Source organism: Paucibacter sp. Y2R2-4, from assembly GCF_025717535.1.
Classification (GTDB): Bacteria; Pseudomonadota; Gammaproteobacteria; order Burkholderiales; family Burkholderiaceae_C; genus Paucibacter_A.
Genome location: NZ_JAJIRO010000001.1, coordinates 755914 through 779693 on the forward strand (window position 1 = coordinate 755914; position 23780 = coordinate 779693).

21 protein-coding genes and 1 pseudogene are annotated in these 23780 nt (G+C 63.0%); 11 read left to right on the plus strand and 11 right to left on the minus strand.

Features of this window, described 5'->3' with window-relative positions:
- Window positions 1-70: 70 nt before the first annotated feature.
- From LNV06_RS03285 to LNV06_RS03310, 6 genes are all read left to right on the plus strand, one after another.
- Window positions 71-856, plus strand: coding sequence for a lysine/arginine/ornithine ABC transporter substrate-binding protein (locus LNV06_RS03285; protein WP_263536802.1), 786 nt, complete (start codon window positions 71-73; stop codon window positions 854-856).
- 6 nt (window positions 857-862) lie between these two features.
- Window positions 863-1567 (plus strand): ABC transporter permease, encoded by a 705-nt coding sequence (locus LNV06_RS03290; protein ID WP_263536803.1) that lies wholly within the window; start codon window positions 863-865, stop codon window positions 1565-1567.
- Complete coding sequence (locus tag LNV06_RS03295) at window positions 1564-2259, plus strand: ABC transporter permease (protein ID WP_263536804.1); 696 nt, start codon at window positions 1564-1566, stop codon at window positions 2257-2259. The genes LNV06_RS03290 and LNV06_RS03295 overlap by 4 nt, the downstream gene beginning before the upstream one ends.
- A 77-nt stretch (window positions 2260-2336) precedes the next feature.
- The gene (locus LNV06_RS03300) at window positions 2337-3464 is read left to right on the plus strand and encodes a succinylglutamate desuccinylase/aspartoacylase family protein (protein WP_263536805.1); all 1128 of its coding nucleotides are present in this window, start codon (window positions 2337-2339) and stop codon (window positions 3462-3464) included.
- 12 nt (window positions 3465-3476) lie between these two features.
- Window positions 3477-4247: an ABC transporter ATP-binding protein gene (locus LNV06_RS03305; RefSeq protein ID WP_263536806.1), complete on the plus strand. Its 771-nt coding sequence runs from the start codon at window positions 3477-3479 to the stop codon at window positions 4245-4247.
- A 25-nt stretch (window positions 4248-4272) separates the two neighbouring features.
- Window positions 4273-6633, plus strand: a complete 2361-nt coding sequence (locus LNV06_RS03310) for a CHASE domain-containing protein (RefSeq protein WP_263536807.1) — start codon at window positions 4273-4275, stop codon at window positions 6631-6633.
- Between the two features lie 10 nt (window positions 6634-6643).
- Here the strand turns inward: LNV06_RS03310 and LNV06_RS03315 are convergent, their stop codons facing one another.
- Entirely contained in the window at window positions 6644-7360 is a 717-nt protein-coding gene (locus LNV06_RS03315; protein ID WP_263536808.1) for a DUF599 domain-containing protein, read from the minus strand.
- Window positions 7361-7476: 116 nt separating this feature from the next.
- Window positions 7477-8199, minus strand: a complete 723-nt coding sequence (locus tag LNV06_RS03320; RefSeq protein WP_263536809.1) for a pirin family protein — start codon at window positions 8197-8199, stop codon at window positions 7477-7479.
- 134 nt (window positions 8200-8333) lie between these two features.
- Between LNV06_RS03320 and LNV06_RS03325 the strand changes: the two genes are divergently transcribed.
- The 5 genes and pseudogenes from LNV06_RS03325 (at window position 8334) to LNV06_RS03345 (ending at window position 12179) form a co-directional block, all read left to right on the plus strand.
- Window positions 8334-9320 (plus strand): LysR family transcriptional regulator, encoded by a 987-nt coding sequence (locus tag LNV06_RS03325; protein WP_263536810.1) that lies wholly within the window; start codon window positions 8334-8336, stop codon window positions 9318-9320.
- A 13-nt stretch (window positions 9321-9333) separates the two neighbouring features.
- Window positions 9334-10239, plus strand: a complete 906-nt coding sequence (gene gluQRS / locus LNV06_RS03330) for a tRNA glutamyl-Q(34) synthetase GluQRS (RefSeq protein ID WP_263536811.1) — start codon at window positions 9334-9336, stop codon at window positions 10237-10239.
- Between the two features lie 72 nt (window positions 10240-10311).
- Window positions 10312-10656: pseudogene (locus LNV06_RS03335) on the plus strand (FKBP-type peptidyl-prolyl cis-trans isomerase); the annotation flags it as partial.
- Between the two features lie 30 nt (window positions 10657-10686).
- The gene (locus tag LNV06_RS03340) at window positions 10687-11034 is read left to right on the plus strand and encodes an FKBP-type peptidyl-prolyl cis-trans isomerase (protein ID WP_263537498.1); all 348 of its coding nucleotides are present in this window, start codon (window positions 10687-10689) and stop codon (window positions 11032-11034) included.
- 167 nt (window positions 11035-11201) lie between these two features.
- Window positions 11202-12179, plus strand: a complete 978-nt coding sequence (locus tag LNV06_RS03345; RefSeq protein WP_263536812.1) for an SGNH/GDSL hydrolase family protein — start codon at window positions 11202-11204, stop codon at window positions 12177-12179.
- Window positions 12180-12249: 70 nt separating this feature from the next.
- Here LNV06_RS03345 and LNV06_RS03350 read toward each other — a convergent pair whose 3' ends face one another.
- The 9 genes from LNV06_RS03350 to LNV06_RS03390 form a co-directional block, all read right to left on the minus strand.
- Window positions 12250-12783, minus strand: a complete 534-nt coding sequence (locus LNV06_RS03350) for an EVE domain-containing protein (RefSeq protein ID WP_411970044.1) — start codon at window positions 12781-12783, stop codon at window positions 12250-12252.
- Window positions 12780-13160 carry a VOC family protein gene (locus LNV06_RS03355; RefSeq protein WP_263536813.1) on the minus strand — a complete coding sequence of 127 codons (381 nt, stop codon included), beginning with the start codon at window positions 13158-13160 and terminating at the stop codon, window positions 12780-12782. The genes LNV06_RS03350 and LNV06_RS03355 overlap by 4 nt, the downstream gene beginning before the upstream one ends.
- 122 nt (window positions 13161-13282) lie before the next feature.
- Entirely contained in the window at window positions 13283-14002 is a 720-nt protein-coding gene (locus tag LNV06_RS03360; protein WP_263536814.1) for a helix-turn-helix transcriptional regulator, read from the minus strand.
- Between the two features lie 17 nt (window positions 14003-14019).
- The gene (locus tag LNV06_RS03365) at window positions 14020-16839 is read right to left on the minus strand and encodes an ATP-binding protein (RefSeq protein ID WP_263536815.1); all 2820 of its coding nucleotides are present in this window, start codon (window positions 16837-16839) and stop codon (window positions 14020-14022) included.
- Entirely contained in the window at window positions 16839-17582 is a 744-nt protein-coding gene (locus LNV06_RS03370; RefSeq protein WP_263536816.1) for a hypothetical protein, read from the minus strand. Before LNV06_RS03370 ends, LNV06_RS03365 begins: the two co-directional genes overlap by 1 nt.
- Complete coding sequence (locus LNV06_RS03375; RefSeq protein WP_263536817.1) at window positions 17579-18928, minus strand: hypothetical protein; 1350 nt, start codon at window positions 18926-18928, stop codon at window positions 17579-17581. The genes LNV06_RS03370 and LNV06_RS03375 overlap by 4 nt, the downstream gene beginning before the upstream one ends.
- A gap of 51 nt (window positions 18929-18979) precedes the next feature.
- Window positions 18980-21055, minus strand: coding sequence for a putative bifunctional diguanylate cyclase/phosphodiesterase (locus LNV06_RS03380; protein WP_263536818.1), 2076 nt, complete (start codon window positions 21053-21055; stop codon window positions 18980-18982).
- A gap of 143 nt (window positions 21056-21198) precedes the next feature.
- Complete coding sequence (locus LNV06_RS03385) at window positions 21199-21810, minus strand: DUF1294 domain-containing protein (protein ID WP_263536819.1); 612 nt, start codon at window positions 21808-21810, stop codon at window positions 21199-21201.
- A 142-nt stretch (window positions 21811-21952) separates the two neighbouring features.
- Window positions 21953-23716, minus strand: coding sequence for a DEAD/DEAH box helicase (locus LNV06_RS03390; protein ID WP_263536820.1), 1764 nt, complete (start codon window positions 23714-23716; stop codon window positions 21953-21955).
- Window positions 23717-23780 lie beyond the last annotated feature (64 nt).

The window sequence follows — 23780 nt, forward strand, 5'->3', positions numbered from 1 at the left end:
TGCCGAGGCTTCGCATCCATAGCAAGATGCTTGCTTCGGTTTCATTACTCACCACTTCCCTGGAGATGCCATGCAAAAACGTCAACTGATTGCCCTGATCGCCCTCGGCTGCAGCGCCCTCGCCGCTCAAGCCCAGGCCCCGGAATGGAAGAAGATCCGCATTGGCGTTGAAGGCGCCTACCCTCCCTTCTCTGAAGTCGGCGCCGACGGCAAGCTCAAGGGCTTCGAAATCGACCTGGCCCTGGCTTATTGCGCCGAGATGAAGGCCGAGTGCACCCTGGTGCAACAAGACTTCGACGGTTTGATCCCCGCCCTGCAAGCCAAGAAGGTCGACGCCATCATCGCCTCGGTGTCCATCACCGACGAGCGCAAGAAGACCATCGCCTTCTCCAACGCCTACTACAACACCCCCGCCAAGTTCGCCGGCAAGGCCGACGCCAAGCTGGACTTCTCGCCCGCCGGCCTGAAGGGCAAGAAGATCGGTGTGCAGCGCGCCACCATCCATGAAAAATTCGCCGCCGCGATGTTCAAGCAAAGCGAGATCGTTCGCTACGCCACCCAAGACCAGGCCTTTTTGGACCTGAAGTCGGGCCGCATCGAACTGACCCTGGCTGACCTGGTGGCCATCGACCAAGGCTTTCTGAGCAAGCCCGAAGGCAAGGGCTTCGCCGCCATTGGCCCGAACTACGACGATGTGAAGTACTTCGGTACCGGCTCGGGCGTGGGCATGCGCAAGGCCGACGATAAGACCCTGGGCAAGAAGTTCAATGACGCGATTGCTGCTGTGTCCGCCAACGGCACGTTCAAGAAGCTCAATGACAAGTACTTCCCTTACGACATCGCTCCGAAGAAATAAGACCTGATGGCTTTGCAAGGACTGTTGATTGACTTCCTGCCCAGCCTGCTGGAGGGTGCTGGGGTCACGCTGAGCGTGGCCCTGGCCTCTTTGGCCATGGCGATGACGCTGGGACTGATGGGCGCGATGGCCAAGCTGTCGAAGTGGCGTTTCGCCCGTGCCCTCGCTTACACCTACACCACGCTGATCCGCGGGGTGCCCGACCTGGTGCTGATGCTGCTGATCTTCTACGGCGGCCAAGTGGCGGTGAACACCATCGCGACCAGCCTGGGCCACGACGAGTACATCGACATCAACCCCTATGTCGCCGGTGTGCTGACGATTGGCTTCATCTTCGGCGCCTATCTGACCGAAGCCTTCCGCGGCGCCTTTTTGGCCGTGCCGCCGGGGCAGCGGGAAGCCGGCCTGGCTTACGGCCTGACGCCTTGGCAGATTGCCTGGCGCATCACCTGGCCGCAGATGTTCCGTCACGCGCTGCCGGGCCTGTCGAACAACTGGCTGGTGCTGATCAAGAGCACCGCCATCGTGTCGGTGATCGGTCTTTCTGACCTGATGACGCGCGGCCAGCAAGCCGCCGGGTCCACCCGCGAGCCCTTTGTCTTCTATCTGGCGGTGGCACTGATTTACCTGCTCTTCACCACCGCCAGTGAGTTCCTCTTCAACTGGCTGGAGAAGCGCTTCTCGACCGGCGTGCGAAAGAGTGCTTTATGAATTTCGAAGCCATTGTTGAGAACCTACCGCTCTATCTGGACGGCGCGCTGGCAACCTTTGAGTTGCTGGTGATCTCGCTTGTTTTGGGCCTTTTGTTTGCCGTGCCGCTGGGCGTTTTGCGCAGCTTGAGCGGCGGCTGGGGCGGCATGGTGTCGCGCCTGATCTGGGTCTACACCTATGTGTTCCGCGGCACACCGATGCTGGTGCAGCTGTTTCTGATTTATTACGGCCTGGCCCAGTTCGAAGCGGTGCGCGAGAGTGTGTTTTGGCCTTATCTGAGTTCGGCTTGGTTCTGCGCCTGCCTGAGCTTTGTCTTGAACACCTGCGCCTACACCACCGAAATCATTGCCGGCGCCATCAAGGCGCTGCCGGCCGGTGAGATCGAAGCCGCCAAGGCCATCGGCATGAGCCGCTGGGTGATGTTTCGCCGCATCATCTTGCCCTCGGCCCTGCGCCGCTCGCTGCCGGCCTATAGCAATGAAGCCATCTTCATGCTGCACGGCACCTCGCTGGCCAGCATCGTCACCATCTTGGACCTGACCGGCGCGGCGCGCCAAGTCAACTCCACCTATTACATCCCTTTCGAGGCCTTCATCACCGCGGCGGTCTTCTACTTCCTGATGACCTTGACCCTGGTGGGCCTGTTCCACAAGGCCGAAGCCCGCTGGCTCAAGCCCTTGATGCCGCGCTGATCCGCCGGCCCTGCGCTGCCCACCTGAGCAAGAGCTTTCAAGGCAGCGCTGCCGCACCGACCTGACACCCGTTCTCGATGCAAATCCAACACCACCCCCTGATCTCCCCCGCCCCCGGCACGCAGCGCGAGCTGATCTCGCTGCACTACGGCAAGCCCGGCGGTAAAAAGGCCTATATCCAAGCCTCGCTGCATGCCGATGAATTGCCCGGCATGCTGGTGGCCCACCATTTGCGCCAAAAACTGCAGGCGCTGGAAGATGCCGGCCGCATCGACGGCGAGATCATCTTGGTGCCGGTGGCCAACCCGATTGGCCTATCGCAGTACGCGCTGCACATGCACCTGGGTCGCTTTGAGTCCACCACCGGCGAAAACTTCAATCGCCATTACCCGGACCAAATCGAAGCCGCCGCCTTGGCGGCTGAAGCCGAGCTGGGGCCGGACGCTGAAGCTAACGTCAAAATCTTGCGGCGCGAACTGGTCAAGGCCATCACCGCCGCACCGGTGGACACCGAACTGAAGTCGCTGCGCCGCCTCTTGATGCTGATGTCTTGCGACGCCGACATCGTGCTCGACCTGCATTGCGATGCCCAGGCCGTCATGCATCTCTACACCGAGACGCCCTGCTGGCCCGAGTGCGAAGCGCTGTCCAACTATCTGGGCTCGCGCGTCACCCTCTTGGCGCAGGACTCGGGCGACAACCCTTTCGACGAGGCCTGCTCGCAGGTTTGGTGGAAATGGGACAAGCGCTTTTCGGAGCGTTTCCCCGGTCGCTTCCCCATTCCGCAAGCCTGTTTGGCCGTGACGGTGGAGTTGCGCGGTGCTGCCGATGTGGAGCATGGTCTGGCCGAGCCCGACGCGCAAAACATCATCGACTTCTTGAACTACCGCGGCCTGATCAGCGGCCCGGCCCCGGCCATGCCGGCTGCGGTGGGCGACGCCCGCCCGCTGGCCGGCTGTATGCCCATCAAGGCCGAGACCGCGGGCGTCTTGACCTTTTTGCGCCAAGCGGGCGAAACCGTGGCGGCCGGCGATGTGCTGGCCCATGTGATCTGCCCCTTCAGCGGCAGCGTCACCGAGCTGAAAAGCCCGGTCGATGGCCTGTTCTTTGCCCGCGACTTTGTTCGCTTCGCCACCGCTGGCATGAGAATCGCCAAGGTCGCCGGCCTGCAAGCCACCCGCACCGGCAAATTGCTGGGCGCCTGAGAGAGTTGAGCCATGTCTGAAGCCAGTTTGATTGTTGAAAACCTGCACAAGCGCTACGGCGAACGCGAGGTGCTCAAGGGCGTTTCGCTGTCGGCCAAGACCGGCGATGTGATCACCCTGATCGGCTCCAGCGGCTCGGGCAAGAGCACCTTTTTGCGCTGCCTGAATCTGTTGGAGCAGCCCTATGAAGGCCGCTTGTCGCTGAACGGCGAAGAGCTCAAGCTGGTGCGCGACCGCGACGGCAGCCTCAAGTCCGCCGACGCCAAGCAGCTGCAGCACTGGCGCTCGCGCCTGGCCATGGTGTTCCAGAACTTCAACCTCTGGGGCCATCGCACGGTGATCGAAAACGTCATCGAAGCCCCCATCCATGTGCTGGGCGTGCCGCGTGCCGAGGCCATCGCCAAGGCCGAGGCGCTGCTGGCGCGCGTCGGTGTGAGCCACCGCAAAGACGTGTATCCCGCCCAGCTCTCCGGCGGCGAGCAGCAACGGGTGGCGATTGCCCGCGCCTTGGCGGTGGAGCCCGAGGTGATGCTGTTTGACGAGCCCACCTCAGCGCTGGACCCGGAGTTGGTGGGCGAAGTGCTGAAGGTGATGCGCGACCTGGCGGCCGAGGGCCGCACCATGATCGTTGTCACCCACGAAATGGGCTTTGCCCGCGAGGTCTCCAACTACACCTTGTTCTTGCACCAGGGCAGGGTCGAAGAAGAAGGCAATCCGCGCGAGGTTTTGCTGAAGCCGCAAAGCCAGCGGCTTCAGCAATTTCTGAGCGGCGGGCTGAAGTAAACCGAGGGCAGGCCGGGGCTGATTGATGGAACCCTCCGCCTTCGCCCAGACCGACCGCGCCTCGGCCGAGAGGCCAACTCACAGGCCTATTTTGCGTCGCACTTGGGTACAGGACGGCCTACTGCTGGCTGCCATTGCCCTGATTGGCGGCAGCATGTGCAGCATGGGCTACCGCGCTCTCCGAGATGCCGAAGCCTTACGGCAGGAAGAAATCCTCAACGCGGCGGTGAACACGGTGCTCAGCTCGGTGGAGCTGGAGCTGATTCGTGCCGCCGAAGCGGCGCGTAACGCCAGCCTGATGCTGGAACAAAAGCCGCAGCTTCAGCGCGCCGAGTTCAGCCGTTATGCCCAAGGCCTGATCGAGCATTTGCCCAGCGTCAAAGTACTGGAATGGCAGCCCATCGTCACGGCGACCGAGCGGACTCAGTTTGAAAAAGAGGCGCGGGCGCAGGGGCTGGAGGGCTTCCGCGTGGTGGAACCTGACGAAAAGACTGGCACTTGGCTGCCGGCCCCGCCGCGCGATCAATACCTGCCGGTCCTGTATGCCTGGCCCGAAAGCAATGCGGCTCTTGGTTTCAATCTGGCCGCCGATGCGCTGCGGATGAAGTCCAAGTTGCAAGCGGCCACCCTGGGCCAGCCTGTGGCCTCAGAGAGCTTTCGGGTCTTGCACGGTGACATCCACGCGTCCACGGCCTTTGGCTTTGCCATCACTGCGCCGGTCTACTTTGAAGGCTTCAGCGCGAGCCCGCGCCATCTGCGCGGCTATCTGGCCCTGGTGATCGAGTTGCCCCCGCTGCTCAAGCAAGCCAGCGAGCGGGCCGAGGCCGCCCATCTGGACCTGCTGATGTTTGACGAGGCCGCAACGCGGGGCAAGCCCATTTACGCCAGCCGCGCCGTCGAACTCAGCGAGCCCCATGCCCGCGATCGGACCAAAACCCTGAACGTGGCCCAACGCAGCTGGCATGTCTTGCTGCGCCCTCGGCCTGAGTTCTTTGCCGCCTTACCGCCCAGTTTTGCCGGCTGGATTCTTGCCGCCGGTCTGCTGTGCACCTTGCTCTTGATGGTGGCCGCGGGGCGCACACTGCAAGACCGACGCAGGCTGCAGAACGCCCAGCTTTCGCTGATGGATGAACGCCAGCGCCTGCAAAACGTCATCGACGGCACCCATGCGGGCAGTTGGGAGTACAACTTTTTGAGCGGTGAGATCCGCGTCAATAATCGCTGGGCCGAGATTGGCGGGCTGGACCCGGCGGAGTTCCGTGCAAGGCCGAACTATCGCTGGCAAAACGACTGCCACCCGGACGATGTGGCCCTGATCGAGCAAGCCCTGCACCAACACCTGCGCGGCGAAACGCCGGCCTACAGCGTCGACTACCGGCGTCGGCACGCCTCAGGCGGCTGGGTTTGGGTCTCGAACTCCGGCAGGGTTTTGCAAAGAGATAGCCAAGGCCAGGCCCTCTTGATTGCCGGCACCATGGTGGAAATCGAAGCCCGCAAGCAGGCCGAGGCGCGCATTCTGGAGCTCAACAACACCTTGGAACACCGCGTTGCCGAGCGCAGCGCCGAGCTCGAAGAGGCCATGTCAAAGCTGCGCCTGGCCCGCGAAGCCTTGGTGCGCAGCGAAGCCAAGGCCACCTTGAACACCTTGGTGGCGGGTGTCTCCCATGAACTCAGCACCCCCATGAGCAATGGCCTGATTGGCGCCAGCACTTTGGCCGCGCTGGCCCAAGAGTTCCAGCAGCAGTTGGCCAAGGGCGAAGGCATGCGCCGCAGCGAGCTGAACCAGTTTTTGAATCAGATGATTGAAGGCAGCGAGCTGGCGGTGCGCAATATGGAGCGCGCGACCGACTTGATCAAGAGTTTCAGGCAGGTCGCCACCGATCAGGCCAGCGAACAAAGACGCCCCTTCGATCTGAACCTGGTGGTGCAGGAATTGTTGGACGCCTTGGCGCCGGGACTGAAACGCCAGAAGCACGACAAGATTCGCATCAAGGTGGACATCCCCGAGGGCATGCGCTTCGACAGCTACCCTGGCCCGCTCGAGCAGGTGCTGACCAATCTGATCAACAACGCTTATCTGCACGCTTTTGAAGGACTGAACCAAGACGGCGAGTTTTTGATCAGCGCGGACTGGGCCGGCGCCGAGCATGTGCAGATCATCTGCCAGGACAATGGGCGCGGCATGGACGAGGCGACGCTGGTACAGCTCTTCACCCCCTTCTTCAGCACCAAGATCGGTCGCGGCGGCAGCGGTCTGGGCATGTCCATCGTGGACAACCTGGTCAGCAAGACCTTGGGCGGCGTCTTGAGAATCGAGTCAGCACCGGGACGCGGCACCTCGGTCTTCATCACCCTGCCCTTGATCGCGCCTCGGCCCAAGACCTAGGGGCCGATATTCAAGCCACTTCGGAGCGCAGCACCTTCAAAACGTCCGAGTGGAACTCGCGCTGGTACAGCACATAGATCACGCCGAAGGTCGCCACCAGAAACGCCCAGGGCGAAAAAAACCAAGCGACAGCCGCAAAGGACAGGTAGTAGGCGCGCAGCCCGTCATTGAAGGTCTCGGCCGCCAGTCCCATGACACGGCCGGCGCGGTCCGCAAACGCCTCGCGTGAAGCTTCACCACTTTCAAAACGGGTGTGATCCGGGGCCGAGCCCACCAGCAAAGCGCCAAAAGTGTATTGCCGCATGCTCCAGGTGAAGCGGAAGAAGGCGTAGACAAAAATCGCCGTCAACAAGACCAGTTTGAGCTCGAAGACCAACTCAGAGGTGCGCACCGTGAAAGGCAACTCACGCACCAACTCGGAAGCTTTCTCGCCGGCCCCCAACATGGCCAGCAAGCCACCGATGATCAGAATGGTGGTGGAGGCAAAAAAGGAGGGGCTGGTGGAGAGGTTTTGCACCACCACCCCGTCGACCACGCGCACATCCCGAAAAGTGGCCTGATACATCCAGCGCCAGCGCTCCAGATTGGTGGCCGCTAGGAGCGAGCCATCATGCTGCGAACGCCGCTTGGCAAAGCTGGCATAGCCCAACCAAGCCGCAAAAAACACCAGCAGCGCCAACCAATCCAACAAGGGCAAAAAGGCGACAAGATCAAGCAGCTTCTTCATGGCAGGTGGGGCTCAACTTACAAGGGTCGGCACAAGGGTCAGAACAAACAGACGCAAGGATAGTGCCAGAAGAGCCCGCCCAAAGATCAAAGAAGCGGCTTTAACGAGTCAGTCGATCAAGCGGCCAAATCAAAGACCAGCACCTCAGCATCTTGGCCGGCTTCCAGCTGCACGCGCGATTCATCGCTCAGCTGCAAGGCGTCGCCGCCCGCCAAAGTCTGGCCATTCACCTGCAAGCTGCCGCGCACCAGATGGACATAGGCGAGGCGTCCGGGTGCCAACTCCAGCGAGGCGTTTTCACTGCCGTCCAGCAAGCCCGCATACAACTTGGCATTGGCATTCATGCGCACCGAACCTTCGGCGCCGTCCGCCGAGGCGATCAAGCGAAGGCGACCACGCTTTTCGCTGGCCGGAAAATGCTCTTGCTGATAGCCCGGCGCCAGGCCCAGTTGGTCGGGTTGGATCCAGATTTGCAAGAAATGGGTGCTGCGGCCCTCGGCATGGTTGAACTCGCTATGGCGCACGCCCGTGCCCGCACTCATGCGCTGCACATCGCCGGGCCGAATCACGCCGCTGTGGGCGCCACCGGCCGTGCCATTGCCCATGCTGTCTTTGTGCGCCAGTTCACCCTCCAGCACATAGCTGATGATTTCCATATCGCGGTGACCATGGGTGCCAAAGCCGGTGCCCGGAGCGATGCGGTCTTCATTGATGACGCGCAAGGCGCCGAAGCCCATGCGCTTGGCATCGAAGTAGTCGGCAAAAGAGAAACTGTGGAAGGACTTCAGCCAGCCATGATCGGCGTAGCCGCGTTCGGAAGATTTGATCAGTTCAAGCATGACTCGACTCCTTGGTGGTGGGCCACAGCGTTTGCGGCATGGCTTCACTGTAGGGGAAGCCAGTCGATTCATGGTCCTCGGGCCTTGAAGGCATCATTCAAATAAGATGAAACCCCATTCGATTCTTTGACCCGATGCACAAACCGGAAAAATACCGGGCGCTGACCCCAGAAGCGCTCAGCATGATGGACACCATCGCCCGCACCGGAAGCTTTGCGGCGGCCGCACGCGAGATGGGCAAAGTGCCCTCGGCGCTGACCTACAGCGTGCGTCAATTGGAAGAGGCGCTGGATGTCCTGCTCTTTGACCGCCGCTCGCGCCAAGCGGAGCTGACGGCCGCCGGCCAAGAACTCCTGAGGGAAGGCCGCCGCTTGCTGCAGGAGATCGATGCAGTGGCGAACCGGGTGCGCCGCATCGCCACCGGCTGGGAGAGCGAACTCACGCTGGTCATTGACGACGCCATTGCACGCCGCGCCATCTTTGACCTGATGGAAGCCTTCTATCAAATCAATGCGGGCAGCCCAGACTCGCCCAGCGCCCCGCCAACGCGTCTGAAGCTCCGCGTCGATGTCTTGTCCGGCACCTGGGAAGCGCTGATCTCGGGCCAGGCCGACCTGGCCATCGGCACCTCGGCCCAGCCGCCGGGCAGCGCGGTGCATTGCGAGCTCTTGGGTGAGATGGAGATGGTGTTCTGCGCCGCGCCGCATCACCCCTTAGCGCAGCAGGCCCAGCCGCTGGAGCTGAGCACGATTGCCGAGCACCGCATCATCACCGTGGCCGACACCGCCCGCAGCCTGGCACCGATGACGATTGGCGTCATGCCCGGCCAGGAAGTGCTGACCCTGCCCAGCATGTCCAGCAAGCTCGAAGCCATGTTGCGCGGCATTGGTTGCGGCAATTTGCCGCGCGCCATGGTGCGCCGCCATATTGAAGCCGGCCGCTTGGTCGAGCTGTCGCGCAAGCAGGCGCCCAACCGTTTTCCTATGCACTACGCCTGGCGCAAAGGTGGCGGCAATGGAGCGCAATTGCCGGGGCAAGCCTTGGCCTGGTGGTTGCAACAGCTGCAAAGCCCCAGCACCCGCCAAGCCTTGCTTGAACAGCATGAGGGTCTGATTCTTTGAGTGTTTTGAGTTCATGAAATCCCGCAGGCCCTATATCGGGCGATTCGCGCCCTCCCCGACCGGCCCCTTGCATGCCGGCTCCCTGGTGGCGGCGCTGGCCAGTTGGCTGGACGCCCGGGCGCACGGCGGGCGCTGGCTGATCCGCATCGAAGACATTGATGGGCCGCGCTGCCCGCCTGGCACGGACCGGCTGATTCTGGATCAGCTGAGCCGCTGTGGCCTGTTTCCGGACGAGCCGCCACTTTGGCAATCCACCCGCGAGGCCCGCTATGCCCAGGCCCTGCAGCATTTGCAAGACACGGGCTGGGTCTATGGCTGCGCCTGCTCGCGCAAGCAAATCAGCGAGGCCTTGGCTGCCCGCGGGCGCTTGAGCGAACGGCATGGCGAGTTGGTCTACCCCGGTACCTGTCGAACAGGCCTGCCCGAGGGCCAAGCGGCCCGAGCCTGGCGCCTGCGCAGCACGGCCGATCAAGCGCAAACGCAAGACCTGACCCTGCGCTGGCAGGACCGGCGCCTCGGCGCGCAAGAGCAAAACCTCAGCCAAGAGGTTGGCGACTTTGTGCTCAAACGTGCCGACGGGCTGTGGGCCTACCAGTTGGCGGTGGTGGTCGATGATGCCGAGCAAGGCATCAGCGACATCGTGCGCGGCGAAGACTTGGCCGACAACACGCCACGTCAGATCCGCCTGCAGCAATTGCTCGGCCTGCCGCTGCCGCGTTATCTGCACACGCCCTTGGTGCTGGGCCAAGACGGGCAAAAACTGTCCAAGCAAAACGGGGCCGCAGCGCTCGACTTGGGTCAGCCCGAGCAAGCGCTGGGTCAGGCCGCCGCGATGCTGGGCCTGCGCATTGAAGGCCACAGCGTGGCCGAGCAACTCGCCCAGGCGGTGACCGCTTGGCGCGAAAGAATGCTGGCATGATGCCGCCCACGCCGCCTGCGACAATCGCAGCCGGCAATTGAACAACGACCCCTGATGGCAGAAGGACACCAGATGATTACCACCCCAAGCGGCTTGCAGATTGAAGACACGGTCGAGGGCAGCGGCGCCGAAGCCAAGTCCGGCCACGACGTCAGCGTGCACTACACCGGCTGGCTCTACAAGGACGGCGCCAAGGGTGCCAAGTTCGACTCCAGCAAGGATCGCGGCCAGCCCTTCAAGTTTGAGTTGGATGGCGGTATGGTCATCCGCGGCTGGGACGAAGGCGTGCAAGGCATGAAGATCGGTGGCAGCCGTACCCTCATCATCCCCGCAGAGCTGGGCTATGGCGCACGCGGCGCCGGTGGCGTGATTCCTCCGAACGCCACCCTGATCTTTGAAGTGGAACTGCTGGGCTTGAGCGGCGGCGACACGCCGGTCGAATTGAACCTGACGAGCAATCCCAGCGGCTTGCAGTTTGAAGACACCGTGGTCGGTGAAGGCGCGGAAGCCAAGGCTGGCCAGCGCGTGACGGTGCACTACACCGGCTGGCTCTACAAAAAAGGCAGCAAGGGCAAGAAGTTTGATTCCAGCAAGGACCGCGGAGATCCGTTCCGCTTTGCCCTGGGCGGCGGCGAAGTGATCCGCGGCTGGGACGAAGGCGTGCAAGGCATGAAGGTGGGCGGCACTCGCATGCTGGTGATCCCCGCCGATATGGGCTACGGCGCTCGCGGCGCCGGTGGCGTGATCCCGCCCAATGCCACCCTGCTGTTTGAAGTGGAGTTGCTGGCGGTTTGATTCAAACGACCGGTTTGCTCAAAGGCCCCAATCGGGGCCTTTTTCTTTGAGCGCTGCACGCGTCTTCGCGCGGCAGCAAACCCCTAAGTCAAAGCCCAGCAACTCTCGCTTCAGCCTGACGCCTCGGCTATGCTGCGCCGCATTCCATGGACTAACGAGGCAGCTGCATGCATCACTTCTTGCATCACCGCGCCCTGCGCACGACTTTGCTCTGCGCAGGCTTGGCTTTCACCGCTCACAGCGCGACAGCCGCCAGTTACTCACAGTTGATCGCCTTTGGCGACAGCCTTTCAGACAAGGGCAATTTCTTTCAAGCCACCGGCGGCACCGTGCCCCAGCCTAGCGACTACTACCAGGGCCGTTTCTCCAACGGGCCGGTCGCCGTGGAGCATTTGGCACAAGGCCTGGGTGTCGGTCTCAACGACTACGCCTACGGCGGCGCCATGTCGGGACTGTTGAACGGCGCGGTGGAGGCCAGCGGCCAAGGTGGGCCTTTGCTGCAAACCGGCGTGCTGTCTCAAATTGCTTCGTTTCAATCCGGATTGGGTGCGGCCTCGGCCGATGCCAATGCGCTGTACTTTGTCTGGGCGGGAGCCAATGACTTTCAGTACCACGGCTACACCTCGAGCACGGCTCAAACCGCACTGCAAAACCTCAGCACCAGTGTCAGCACGCTGTACTCGCTCGGCGCCCGCAACTTTTTGCTGCCCGGTCTGCCCGATCTAGGTTTAACACCCGGCGGACTGACTTCTGGAGGCTCGGCCCTCTTGCATCAACTGTCCCTCAGTTACAACCAAGGCTTGAAAGCGAACATCGAGCAATTGCGTATCTTGCCTGGAGCGCAGATCAGCTTCTTTGACACTCTGGCCGAGCAGCAAGCCTTGGTCGACAACCCAGCGAATTACGGGCTCAGCAATGTGAAGGACGCCTGTTTCAGTGGTTATGTGGGTGTCGCCGGCAATACATGCAGCAGCCCTGAAAGCTATATGTATTGGGACCGGGTCCATCCGTCGGCAGTCACCCATCAAATCTTGGGCCAATCGATGTTGGCTGCGGTGCCTGAACCACAAACCCTCTTATTAATGGCTGTGGGAGTGCTTGCCCTCTTGGCCCGAGGCGGCGGCAAGAAGAGAATGAGCGCATGAGCACCCCATTCAACTTGATCTGTGTCGCCACCGCCGCTATCGAGGCTCTGCCCAAGACCGGCGGTATTTCTCAACAGCCGCCTGAGCTGAGCACTTCGAACTTTTGAACCCCCATGGCTTGATCGATCAGGGCCATATCGAGCCCGCTGATCTGAAACAAGCCAAAGCGCAACTGATAGGCCCAGTTTTTTTGGCCACGGGAGAACTCCAGTCTCTCAAGCAGCGGACGAATCGGGCAGTGCTGTGAGGTCTGCCAGGCCACATCGCGTCGCCAAGGCGTGAAGCCGCCGCCCATATCAAACAAATAGGGCTCGCGAGGCAGCACCTCTCCCAGTGCAGTGAAACACTGCAGTCGATCCTTGCCACCGAACTCGGTACTGGGCGAGTAATAGACCACCCGGTCGCCGGGCCGCAAGCGCTTGAGTGGCCCAGCCTTGCCATGGCAGACCTGCATAAAGCCCTGCGCTTGGCCCAGCCGCACATGATCGGCACTGGCCACCGCAAGCCAGCTGCGCTGAGGCCGAGTTGCTGACCTTGCAACTGACGGCGCTATGAACTCGAAGCCGGGCAAACAAGCGCTTTCCCGCGCGGGACCCACGCTCACTGGCCATTCGGCGCGAACACGCGCAGGCGATGACCATCCGGGTCGGTGGCGGTGAAGGTGTAGCCAAAGTCCATCACCGTTGGCGACTGAACCATGGGCAGGCCCATGTCGCGCCAGGCTTGAAACAAATCATCCACGGCCTGAATTGAGGCTTGCGCGAATGCCAACTCGCCGCAAGCTGGACCCGCTGCAGCCTCCACCGTCGGCGCCACCGTTTGGCGCGCCCACAGACCCAGCTTCAATCCTGAATCCAGCGCAAACATGGCAAAGGTCGGCGAGCTTTCGATCGGCGAGCGCTCCAGAATTCGGGCATAGAGCGCGGCGCTCTCGATGGGGCTTGCGACATAGAGAAGAATGAAATTGGGCTGTTGATTCATGCGATGCACTCCAGAGTGAAGAAGCGGTCGTTTGATTGACCTGCCTCGCATCGTAGAAATCAGCACTGTCAATTTCTGGCAGCAGCGCTCAGCGCTAGTGGCCAAAGCCGCTGGACCTCAGACTATTGTGGGGCAATGCCTTCTGCCGCACGCCATTCAGCCAACAAGGCCTGGCGCGGCCGCGGGTAGCGCTGCGCCAAGACCTGCATCGACTCGATGCGATCAAGTCGAAAGTTACGTGTCGCCTGCCGCAACTCGCACCAGGCCACCAGCACCCGCGCCGAGTCAAAAAAACCCAAGGCAAAAGGCCAGACGATGCGCTCGCTGGCCGCGCCCTTGAGGTCGAGGTAGTGAAGCATCAGCTTGCGTTCATTGCGCATGGCTTTGCGCAATGTGGCCTGCACAGAATCGTCGCTCAGCGAACTCAGCGCATTCGACGAAGCCTCCAAGGAGCTTCCGGGCCCGACCAGCAAGGCCGAGCTGTCCAACTCAAATCGCAAATCGGGCGGTAAGACAGCCGAGATCTTGGCCAGCGCATTGCGTGCCGCCTCGGCCAGGGCCGCATCATCGGAGCGCCCCGCTACCCAGCGCGAGCCCAAGACCAAGGCCTCCAGTTCATCGGCGCTGAACATCAAAGGCGGCAATACAAAACCGGGCTTGAGCACATAGCCCAGGCCGGCCTCGCCCTCGATCTGTGCGCCCTGGGCTTGCAGTGTGGCGATATCGCGGTACAGCGTGCGCAGGCTGATGCCCAACTGCTGCGCCAGCGCCGCCCCTTGAATGGGCTGACGGTGGCGGCGCAGCACTTGCATCAGGTCCAGCAAACGCGCGGCACGAGACATCGTCAGAGGCCCGCGGCTCAGCCGTAAATCGACTTCTCAGGCCGCCGCGCCAGCACCGCAATCGGCGGCGCCCAGCGCTCCCCGCGCGGCTTTTTGCTGGTCACCAAAGTGATCTCGCTGGGCTCGAAGACCTCGACGTTGTGCGTGATCGGCGTGGTCAGCAAGTACTGCGCGCGGGTCGAGCGCAGGAAGTGGCCGACCAGCTGAATATTGCGCACGTCCAAGTGGGCGAAAGGCTCGTCGATGAAGACAAAACCGCCCGGCGAGTCGTCGTCCTTCATCAGGCCCACCAGCAGGATCAGGCTCTTCAGCACCTGCTGGCCGCCCGAAGCCTCACCGTCGTTGAGGCCCACCTCGCCCTTGCCGTCGAAGTTGAACTTGACCTGCAGCCCGGCCTGGGCCAGCACCATATCGTCGTTGTCCAGATGCGGCAGCTCGGCCTGCGCCATCACGCCGGCCAACTCGCCCAGCTCCTGCACATTTTTCTTGTAACGCCGCACGGTGGCGCGCAAGACGTCGATATAGCGTTCGCGCGCATTGAAGGCGGCGATGCGCGCCATCTCATTGCTGGCGCGGCGATCCTCCAGTTGCGTGGTTTGCTCCAGCACCGACGCATTCATGCGGTGGTGGCGCTCTTGCACCTGCGGGTCGGTTTCCCAAACGCCGTTCTCGAGTTCGGCCTGCACATGGCGGCCGGCAATCTCGGCCTGCTTGGCGTTCTCGAATTCATCGCGCAAGGCCTGTAGCGTGGACGCTTGCACCCAGGCCGCGGGAAAGCGGGCTTTGGCTTCACGCGAGGCCTTGGCCTGGGCACGCAGGTCGGCCAGCTTGGCCGCGTGTTCGCGCTGCACCCGACCGACATTGTCTTCGCTGGCCTTGAGGCTCTGTTGCGCGGCTTCGTAGTCGCGCTCGCTGCGGGTGTGGGCCGTCAAGGCCCGGTCGTGCTCGGCTTCCAGCGAGGTCATGCGAGCCGAGGCCTCGGTACGGGCCTGGCGCAGCGCCGGCAGGCGTTCACGCGCGGCGGCAAATTCGTCGGCACGTTCGCCCAGCTCCTTGGCCGCTTTGTGGCCTTGGGCGGCACGCTGTGCGTCCTTGAACTGGCGCTCGACCTCGGCCTGCTCCTTGGCCAAACGGGTCAACTCAGCGTCATAGCGAGCCAGCTCGTTCTCCAGCGCCTTGCGGCGGGAGTCCAGCGCCGAGACACCGAACTGGAAGTCGCGCGGCTCCACCCACAGGCTGCGGCCGCCACGGCCGTCGCGGTAATAGGCATCGGGCGTGATCCATTCGCCGCCGGTGCGCGCGCCAGCTTCGGTGTCTTTGACACGGCGGATGGCGCCGAGTTGACGCAAGAGCCAGCCCGGCAGCTTGGCATTGATCTTCAGTGCGGCCAGCAAGGAATCAGGCGGCACGACCGCCGGCGCATGTTCGGCATCGGCCACCACGTAATGGCGGTAGCGCTCGCGCGAAGCCAGCGCAAAGGCATGGGCCTCATCGCCGCTACGCTCAAGCACCACCACCCAGCGCGAGGGCCGCAACATGCCTTCGGCAGCGGCGCGCCAAGCTTCATCGGCAATGTCGATGCAGTCGGCCAGCACATGGTGGGCAACGCCGGCTTCATCGAGTGCGCGGCGGAAGCGCGTTACCTCCACGGGGGGCGGCGGCAGGCGTTGACCGGCCAGCGCGTCCATCGCCGCTTGCGCCTTGTTGCGCTGGTCATTGCTGCGGGTGAAGCTCTCGCGCAACTGGTGTTGGCGGCCGCTCAGGTCTTCGACCCGTTGGGCCAATTCCTGGGCATCGGTCTCGACGGCCGCCAGGCCGCGCAGTTCTTCTTCGCGTTTGGCCAGCAGCTCCATCGGCCGCTCGGCCTCGCGCGCAGCGTCAAAGGCTGCCCGGTTGTTCTTGCGCTCTTGTTCCAGCTCCAGCAGGCGGTTCTTGGCTTGCTGCGAGGCTTCAAACAACTTCAACAGCTCGGCGCGCTTGGCCGCATGGCTGCGCGCATCGGCACCGGCGAAGAGACGTTGTCGGTGCAACTCACGCAAGCCTTGCGCGGTGCGCGCCCGCGACTCGCTCCACTGCAAGACCGGCAAAACCTCGGTCGACAAACGCTCGCGCTCGCGCAAGCGCAGCTGGTACTGCTGATAGCTGGTGACCCGGTTCGCCAAATCGGAGAGTTGCGCCTGGGTGTGCGACAACTCATGCGCCGCCTGCTCCACCTCTTTCAGCAAATGTTGCTGGTGGCTGCGGGCCTGGTCGTAACGGTCCAGCACCTCCTGGTCGCCAAACACCTCGAAAACAAGGCGCAGCAATTCCTTGGGCGAGAGTTCGCACAGGCGGTCGGTCTGGCCTTGTTCCAGCGCCAGCACGCGGCCGATGGCGCGGGTCAGGCCGGCCGCTTCCAAGCGGCGGCGCCAGGCTTCGATGCCCATCCACTCTTTCTCGGCCAACTCAGCCATCTGCTCGATGGTCTGCACGCCCTCCACCATCAGGTAGCGGCGTTGCCAGTCACCGCCATGGCGCTCAATGCGGCAGGCCAAGGTGACTTGGTCGGAATAAAACAGCGAGCTGGCAAAAGGACGCGAGCTGTTCTGGCGCCCACGCGGGCGGTTGTCCACCAAGGCGCGCAGCCAGGCGCTCTCGGCATTGGCGTGGCGCGCATAGGTCTTGTAGGTGCGGCCGCCCGAGCATTCCAGGCCCAAGAGCGTGCGCATGGCATCCAGCAGCGTGGTCTTGCCCGAGCCATTCGGGCCGGCAATGGTGATGATGGCGCCGTCCAGCGGCATGGTCACGCGCTGGCAATAGTCCCAGTGCAGCAGTTCAAGCGATTGCAGGTGAAACATCAGGTCTCGCTTTGGTCTTGTAGCGGCTGTGCGTCTTCTTCGACAGCCTCTTCGGGAATCAACTCTGGCTGGCGCGCCAGCCCAATGGCGGCGGCCACGGCCGGATCGGTGGTGCGGGCCATCACATCGCCCAGCGCGCCGTCCAATATGCGCGGCGCCAGCGTGTCGTAGTCCAGCAGCAGGTCCAGCAGCGGGCCTTCAGCAATGTCTTCGCCACGCCGTGTGATGAAGCCGTTACGTTCCAGCAGCTTCAAATTGCTGTCCAGGCGCATCTTCTTGCCGAGCTGGTTGCCAAAGTCGGCCAAGAGGCTGCGGTAGCTCAAGGTCGGGCTGACGCTGGCGGCCGTGGGCAGCGGCTTGTCGGTGGCGAACATCTCGTTTTGACCCAACTCCTTGGCATCGGCCCGCGCCACCTGGCGCTGCCGCTTAGGCAATACGATCAGCGACCACAGCACCACCAGCAGGGCCACGCCATCGCGCGGCAGGTCCAGATTGTTGTTGGCGGCCAAGCCAGTTTCGCCAAACACCGCCACCTCGGCCGGGCGCAACATGGCCAGGCTGATGTGGTCGGCATAAAGGTTGTCGATCACCCGCAGGCCGACGGCGGCGAGGCGCTGGCCCAGCGCGGTCCAGACCTCGTTGTCGATCAGGGCGCGGCGCACCAAGGGGTGGCTGCGCGGCAGCCAGCGGCGCGCCAGCAATTGCGCCGCCAGCGCGGCGGCATCATCAAGAGCTGCGCTCATGCTTGGGTCTCATCTTTCTTGTCTTGCTCATGGCCTTGATCCGGCACTTGATCTTTTGCACCGGCAACCCGCAGCACGCCGCGGCTCATCCAGCGGATGTATTCATCGTCCACCTCGCCCTGCTCGGCGGTCCAGTGCACACGCCAGGGCTGGCGCGCCATATCGCCGGTGGCACCGGTCAAGTGTTGGGCCTCTTTGTCGCCCAGCAAGGGCAGCAACTGCGCCCGGTAAGAAGCCCGGGCATAACTGCCCCCCAGCACGGCGGGGGCCAGGTCTTGTTCGATCTCGCCCGCCTCGCTCCAGCGCGTCAGCAAGGCTTGCATGACCCCCATCTCAGGCGGCAAGCTCATCACCGCCAGCTCACCCTCAGGCGCCGGCTGGGCAGTGGGCAGAGCCTCCATTTCTTTGGGCTTGGGACGATCACGTTCAAACTCGGCCTCGGCCGTGTCCAGCAATTCATGCTGAGCCACCAGCACCGGATGCACCGGGCGCGACAAGGCCCCAAGCGACAAATTCTCCAGAAAGTGCACGCTCTGCAGCCAGCGCCGCACATCGGTGGTGGTGATGCCGGTGGAGCCCAGCGTGACCCGCTGCCGGTCCGCCTGCTGCAGCGCGCGGTTGAACTGGCTGGCCATGGACAAAAGCCGCGCCTGCGCCAGGCCCAGTTCGCGCGCCAAGCGTTCCAGCTTGGCATTGCCCTGCTCCTGCGCCTGCACCATGATGGCCGACAGCGCCTCGCTGGCCTTCTCCACCAGGCTCAGCGCCTTGCCAAAACGCTGGCGGGCGCGGCGCAGATGGAACTCGGAGCCGCTGGCAATCGCGTCCGCAAACTCGTCATACAGGCGCGAGAGCTGCGCTTGCAAATGTTGCAGCTGAGCCGGGTCCAGGGTGCCCAGCTGATGGGCGCCAGCCACATTGGCCAGCAGCGAGGTCAGATCGGCATCTTGCGCACTGCTGGTCACCAAGGGCGACAAGACCCCCAGCAGTTGCTGCGCCAAGGGCGTGACACCGTACTGTTGATTGGAGCCGTCCCAGGCCAGCAGATCGGCCTCGCGCAGGCGCTTGAGCACCAACTCCAGCGGCTCATCGCGCAGCTGATGGAAATGCTGGTTCAGCGCCTCGCGGCTGATGCGCGAGGCCGGCATGGCCATCACTTCCATGAAGACCCACAAGCGCAGCTTCACCAAGCTGGCCGGGCCGTGAAAGAGCGCGCGCAAGGCGGCGGTCAAGCCCTCCTGGCGTTCCAGTTGCCACAGCAGCTGGGCCTCGCTGGGCGCCACTGCATCGCGAAAATAATCTTCAAAGCGAGCTTCGTCTTCGCTCGCTGGGTTTGGGTTCTCCCGCATGGGGGCGATTATCCCCGCTGCAGCGATGGACTCCGGCGCCAAGCCGCCCAATTAGAGTTTTTCGGTATAGGAGGTTTCACCAAACAAGGAGGGGCGAAAGGCCGGGGCGTTGTGTTTGTCCTCGGTGGCCCAGAGCAAGATGGCCTGAGCCGACATCGGCCGAGCGAACAAGAAGCCCTGCAACTCGTCGCAGCCCATGCCCGCCAGAATGGCTTGCTGCCCTTGCGTTTCCACCCCTTCGGCCACCACCCGCAGGCCCAAGGCATGGGCCAGCTTGACCACGGCATCGACCACCGCCCGCGCATCCACGCTGGTGACGATGTCGGTGATGAAGGCACGGTCCACCTTCAACTCCTTGGCCGGCAGTTGGCGCAAATAGCTCAGCGAGGAGTAGCCGGTGCCGAAGTCGTCAATCGACAGGTGCACGCCCAAATCGCCCAGGCGTTTGAAGGTGTCTTGAATTGCCTGGGTGTTCTCCATCACCACCGATTCGGTGATCTCGCAGGTCAGCAAAGAGGGGTGAACGCTGTAGGTCTCCAGCGCACGCTCGATGCGCTCGATGATGTCGTCCTGACGCATCTGATGCGCCGACAAATTGATGGCGACCCGCATGCGCAAGCCGCTTTCGCGCCAAACGCGCGCTTGCCGGCAGGCATCGTCAATGACCCAGTTGCCCAACTCACGCATAAAACCAAAGCGCTCGGCCACCGGGATGAAAACCGCCGGCGAAACCATGCCCCGGCCCGGATGGTGCCAGCGCAGCAGCGCCTCAGCGGCGGTGATCTGGCCGCTGCGCGCATCGATCTTGGGCTGATAAAAAAGCTCCAACTCATTGCGCTCGATGGCCAAGCGCAGGTCGCGCAAGATGTCGAGTTGCTCGCGGGTGTCGCTTTCCATGCCCGGCGCAAAAAAGCAGTAGCAGGCTCCGCCCAAGCGCTTGGCGGCGTTCTTGGCCGCGTCGGCACAACCGAGCAGACGTGCTTTGCCGCCGTCCAAGGGATATCGGGCAATACCGGCCGAGGCCGAAATGGCCAACTCGCGCTGATCCAACACATAAGGGCGAGCCAACTCGGCCAGCGTGCGTTTGGCAAACTCGGCCAAGACATCCTTGCCCGACACCGCGCGTAGCAGCACCACGAACTCATCACCACCAATGCGCGCCGCAACACCGCCTTCGCCCAGGCATTGACGCAAGCGATCAGCGGCCTGACGCAGCAAGGCATCACCGCTATCGTGCCCCAGGCTGCTGTTGACAGGGTTGAAGCCATCGAGGTCAAACATCAGCAGGGCCAGCGAGCCCTCGTCCTTGTCGCACTCGATCACCGCTTGGCTCAGCAATTGCTCCAGGCCGAGTCGGGTCGAAAGCCCGGTCAGCGGGTCCACCAAGGCGGCATCCAGCCCAGCACCCAGTTCACTTCCATCGGAGGATATTTGCGCCATATGGTTCAAGCCAAAGGCGAAACTCGCGCCCACCACGGCGAGCATGAGCAAGGCCAAGCTCTGCGGCACCGAGGGAGCGGCGGCCAGCAACCAAACGGGATTGAGGGCATACAAGGCCAGCAGGGGCAAGCCAGCGTCCGCCAATGCGCAAGCGCCTCGCAGGGCTCGCGCCCGCCAATGTCTGCCCTGCGGCAGCAGCAAAAAGCCCAGCAGCCCGATCTGCAGCAAGGCCGCTGCCAGCAAGTCTTGCAGCTTTTGCGACCAGCTCAGCCCGAGGTCCAAGCTGCTCAAGACACCGTAGAGAATGAACAACACAATCGCCGCGCCGCCCATGAAAAGCCGGGAGTTCATGGCGCGCGCACGCTGCGGGCGCAGCGCTTCCAAGACCATTTCGGCCACCGCCAAGCTCAGTCCCAGACCCAGGAGCGGCAAGGCCGCAGCCAAACCCGCTGCAGGCCCCTGCCCTCGCTCAGACAAGGCCTGAAAAGGCCACCACAGGCCGGCTCCCAACAAGAGGGCCGAAGCCCACCAACTGCCACTCACCTGTTGCTTGCGCCCGAGCTCGCGCTGCGACAAGACCTCTGCCCCGACAAACAGCAGCAGGCCTGAAACCAAGGCCACCCCAGCGATCCAAACAAGCGGGCTCAGTTGCACGATGGCGGACTGATCCGAATGAAGCAAACTCATCTCGACTCCTGCCGCATTCGCTGGCATAGGCACCCTAGAGGGAAGTTTCGGGATACGCGAAAGTTCCCTTCTTTTTCTTGATTATCTGGTTGCAAGCCAGGCTCAGGTACAAAAAGTTGGCCGCCTGTAGACTGCCTTTTCCCTCAAAGCCAAGGCTTCAGCAAGACCTTGTGCAGCGGCGTGAACACAACCAAAAAGCCCAGCACATTGAGTGCCACGGTCAAGAAGAAGAGCCGCCGAAAGCTGGACTTGCCCGATTTATGGCGCAGGATTTGCTGGGCCAGCAAGGCACCCGGCCAGCCACAGGCCAAGGCCAGGCCATGCAAAGTACGCTCCGACACCCGCCAATGACCCAGGCGCGCCGCTCGCTTGTCTCCGGCATAAACAATGAAAGTAGCGATGCTCATGGCCATATACGCCCCCCAAACGCCCGGCGCCATCGGCCACATCAAATGACCAGCCAGAAAGAGCAAGGCAAACCCCGGCACCAAGACCAGGCTGCTGAGCGAAGCCCGACCACTGGGATTGCGCAGCGCTGGCGCAGGCCTGTGCTTGGCGCGCACCCGCGTCGCGCGGCGCTTGCCCTGGGCGTCCCGCCCCAACTCGAAGTCCAGGATTTCGCCCTGGCGCGGGCGCTCCACCCGCAGCTCAAAGGCTTTGATATGGACAAAGACCTTGGCTTCGCCATTGGCCGGCGTGATGAAGCCATAGCCCTTGGCATCGTCCCACTGACTCAAAGTTCCGACTTGTCGCATGGTCCCTGGCCTTGATTGATTGGTCGCGCACTCTGCCACATCCGGGCGCAGACACAAAAAAGCCCGCGCTCTGATGAAACAGAGTGCGGGCTTGTCGGCTCGAGCCGGCCTTTATCTCAGGCCGGGCTGCGATGCCGCTAGATCAGCGGCCGAAACCGCTGCGACGGGTGCCCGAAGGCGGACCGTTGCGCTTTGGGCCGCCAGGGCCGCGCGATTCAAAGCTGCCGCCTGGGCGACGATCGCCACCAAAGCTGGGCTTGCCGCCGAAGGAAGGCTTGCTGTCGCCGAAGGCCGGACGGTCATTGCGCGGCGCGAAAGCCGGGCGATCACCACGCGGAGCAAAGCTGCGCTCGCCGCCGCGGTCATTGCCACGGTCAAACTGCGGACGATCATTGCCGCGGTCGAACTGCGGGCGGTCGTTGCCACGATCGAACTGAGGGCGCGAATCTTGGCGGAAGTCACCGCGCGGCTCAAAGCCAGCCGAGCGACCGGCGTCACGATTGAAGGACGGTGCGCCGCCATCACGGTTGAAAGGCTGACCACCCTCGCGATTGAAAGGACGGCCGCCATCGCGGTTGAATGGCTTGCCGCCACCAAAGCTCTTGCCACCGAAGCCAGGCTTGCCGCCCCAGCTCGGACGGGCACCACGGTCATCAAAGCCACCGGCGCCAGCGGGCCGTGGCGGGAAGATACGCGGTTCTTGCGTCTTCGGCTCCAGACCTTCGATCTGTGCCGAAGGAATGGTCTGGGTGGTGAACTGCTGGATGCGGCGGATCATGGACACATCGTCACGCGTGGCCAGCGTCACCGCCAGGCCTTCGCGACCGGCACGGCCGGTACGGCCAATACGGTGCACATAGTCCTCGGCCTTCATCGGCAGACCGTAGTTGATCACGTGAGTGATGGTGGGCACGTCGATACCGCGGGCGGCGACGTCGGTCGCCACCAGCACGCGCACTTCACGACGGCGCAGGGCCATCAGCACGCGGTTGCGGCGACCTTGCGGCATGCCACCGTGCAGAGGAGCCACGGCGTGGCCCAGTTCCTGCAGGCGCTCGCTCAGCCAGTCCGCATCACGCTGGGTGCTGGTGAACACCAGGGCTTGGTCAACAGCCTTGTCGGCCAGCAGATGCTCAAGCAACTGGTCCTTGTGGTTGTTGTTGTCAGCCCAGTGCAGACGCTGGGTGATGTTTTCGTGGGTGTCGGTGTGCGAAGCCACGTCCACACGCTGCGGGTCACGCAACAGGTCTTGTGCCAAACGGCCCACATGGCCAGCGAAGGTGGCGCTGAACATCACGGTTTGACGCGTGGCGGGAATGCGATCAGCGATGAACTTGATGTCATCAATGAAGCCCATGTCCAACATGCGGTCGGCTTCGTCCAGCACCAACATCTCGACGTTTTCCAGCACGGCACGGCCGGACTGGATGTGGTCCATCAAACGGCCAGGCGTGGCGATCAGGATGTCCAAGGGGCCGCTCAATTGCTTGAGCTGCAAGGCGTAAGGCATGCCGCCCAAAACGGTCGACAGCTTCAGGCCAGGCACATGACGGCCGTAAGTCTGGGCGGCCTTGGCCACTTGCATGGCCAGTTCGCGGGTTGGGCACAGCACCAGCACGCGGGGGCCGAACACTTTGCCTTTTTCGCGACGCGGGGCTTCGCCACCGGCGGCAACAGCTGCGGCTGCGGCGGCGGCCACAGCCGCACGGCCTTCCAGAACCTTCTGCAATGCGGGCAAGATGAAAGCGGCGGTCTTGCCGCTGCCGGTGCGCGAAGACACCATCAGGTCAACGCCCTTGATGCCTGCAGGAATGGCCAGCGATTGCACCTCAGTGGCGTTCTCGTAACCAGCGTCCTTGACAGCGCGCAACAGGGATTCGTTCAGGCCTAGATTTTCGAAACTCATATCTTCTTTCAACAAAGCCGTGCCCCGCCCCGCAAAAAATGGGACGAACACACGTGCTTGAAGC

Bases quoted from the DNA above. Each gene is read 5' to 3' on its own strand.
- LNV06_RS03310 (WP_263536807.1), top strand. From the start codon at position 4,273: ATGGAACCCTCCGCCTTCGCCCAGACCGACCGCGCCTCGGCCGAGAGG.
- LNV06_RS03365 (WP_263536815.1), bottom strand. From the start codon at position 16,839: ATGTTTCACCTGCAATCGCTTGAACTGCTGCACTGGGACTATTGCCAG.
- LNV06_RS03370 (WP_263536816.1), bottom strand. From the start codon at position 17,582: ATGAGCGCAGCTCTTGATGATGCCGCCGCGCTGGCGGCGCAATTGCTG.
- LNV06_RS03295 (WP_263536804.1), top strand. From the start codon at position 1,564: ATGAATTTCGAAGCCATTGTTGAGAACCTACCGCTCTATCTGGACGGC.
- LNV06_RS03315 (WP_263536808.1), bottom strand. From the start codon at position 7,360: ATGAAGAAGCTGCTTGATCTTGTCGCCTTTTTGCCCTTGTTGGATTGG.
- LNV06_RS03360 (WP_263536814.1), bottom strand. From the start codon at position 14,002: ATGTCTCGTGCCGCGCGTTTGCTGGACCTGATGCAAGTGCTGCGCCGC.
- LNV06_RS03355 (WP_263536813.1), bottom strand. From the start codon at position 13,160: ATGAATCAACAGCCCAATTTCATTCTTCTCTATGTCGCAAGCCCCATC.
- LNV06_RS03380 (WP_263536818.1), bottom strand. From the start codon at position 21,055: ATGAGTTTGCTTCATTCGGATCAGTCCGCCATCGTGCAACTGAGCCCG.
- LNV06_RS03285 (WP_263536802.1), top strand. From the start codon at position 71: ATGCAAAAACGTCAACTGATTGCCCTGATCGCCCTCGGCTGCAGCGCC.
- LNV06_RS03345 (WP_263536812.1), top strand. From the start codon at position 11,202: ATGCATCACTTCTTGCATCACCGCGCCCTGCGCACGACTTTGCTCTGC.
- gluQRS (WP_263536811.1), top strand. From the start codon at position 9,334: ATGAAATCCCGCAGGCCCTATATCGGGCGATTCGCGCCCTCCCCGACC.
- LNV06_RS03300 (WP_263536805.1), top strand. From the start codon at position 2,337: ATGCAAATCCAACACCACCCCCTGATCTCCCCCGCCCCCGGCACGCAG.
- LNV06_RS03320 (WP_263536809.1), bottom strand. From the start codon at position 8,199: ATGCTTGAACTGATCAAATCTTCCGAACGCGGCTACGCCGATCATGGC.
- LNV06_RS03305 (WP_263536806.1), top strand. From the start codon at position 3,477: ATGTCTGAAGCCAGTTTGATTGTTGAAAACCTGCACAAGCGCTACGGC.
- LNV06_RS03375 (WP_263536817.1), bottom strand. From the start codon at position 18,928: ATGCGGGAGAACCCAAACCCAGCGAGCGAAGACGAAGCTCGCTTTGAA.
- LNV06_RS03325 (WP_263536810.1), top strand. From the start codon at position 8,334: ATGCACAAACCGGAAAAATACCGGGCGCTGACCCCAGAAGCGCTCAGC.
- LNV06_RS03385 (WP_263536819.1), bottom strand. From the start codon at position 21,810: ATGCGACAAGTCGGAACTTTGAGTCAGTGGGACGATGCCAAGGGCTAT.
- LNV06_RS03290 (WP_263536803.1), top strand. From the start codon at position 863: ATGGCTTTGCAAGGACTGTTGATTGACTTCCTGCCCAGCCTGCTGGAG.
- LNV06_RS03390 (WP_263536820.1), bottom strand. From the start codon at position 23,716: ATGAGTTTCGAAAATCTAGGCCTGAACGAATCCCTGTTGCGCGCTGTC.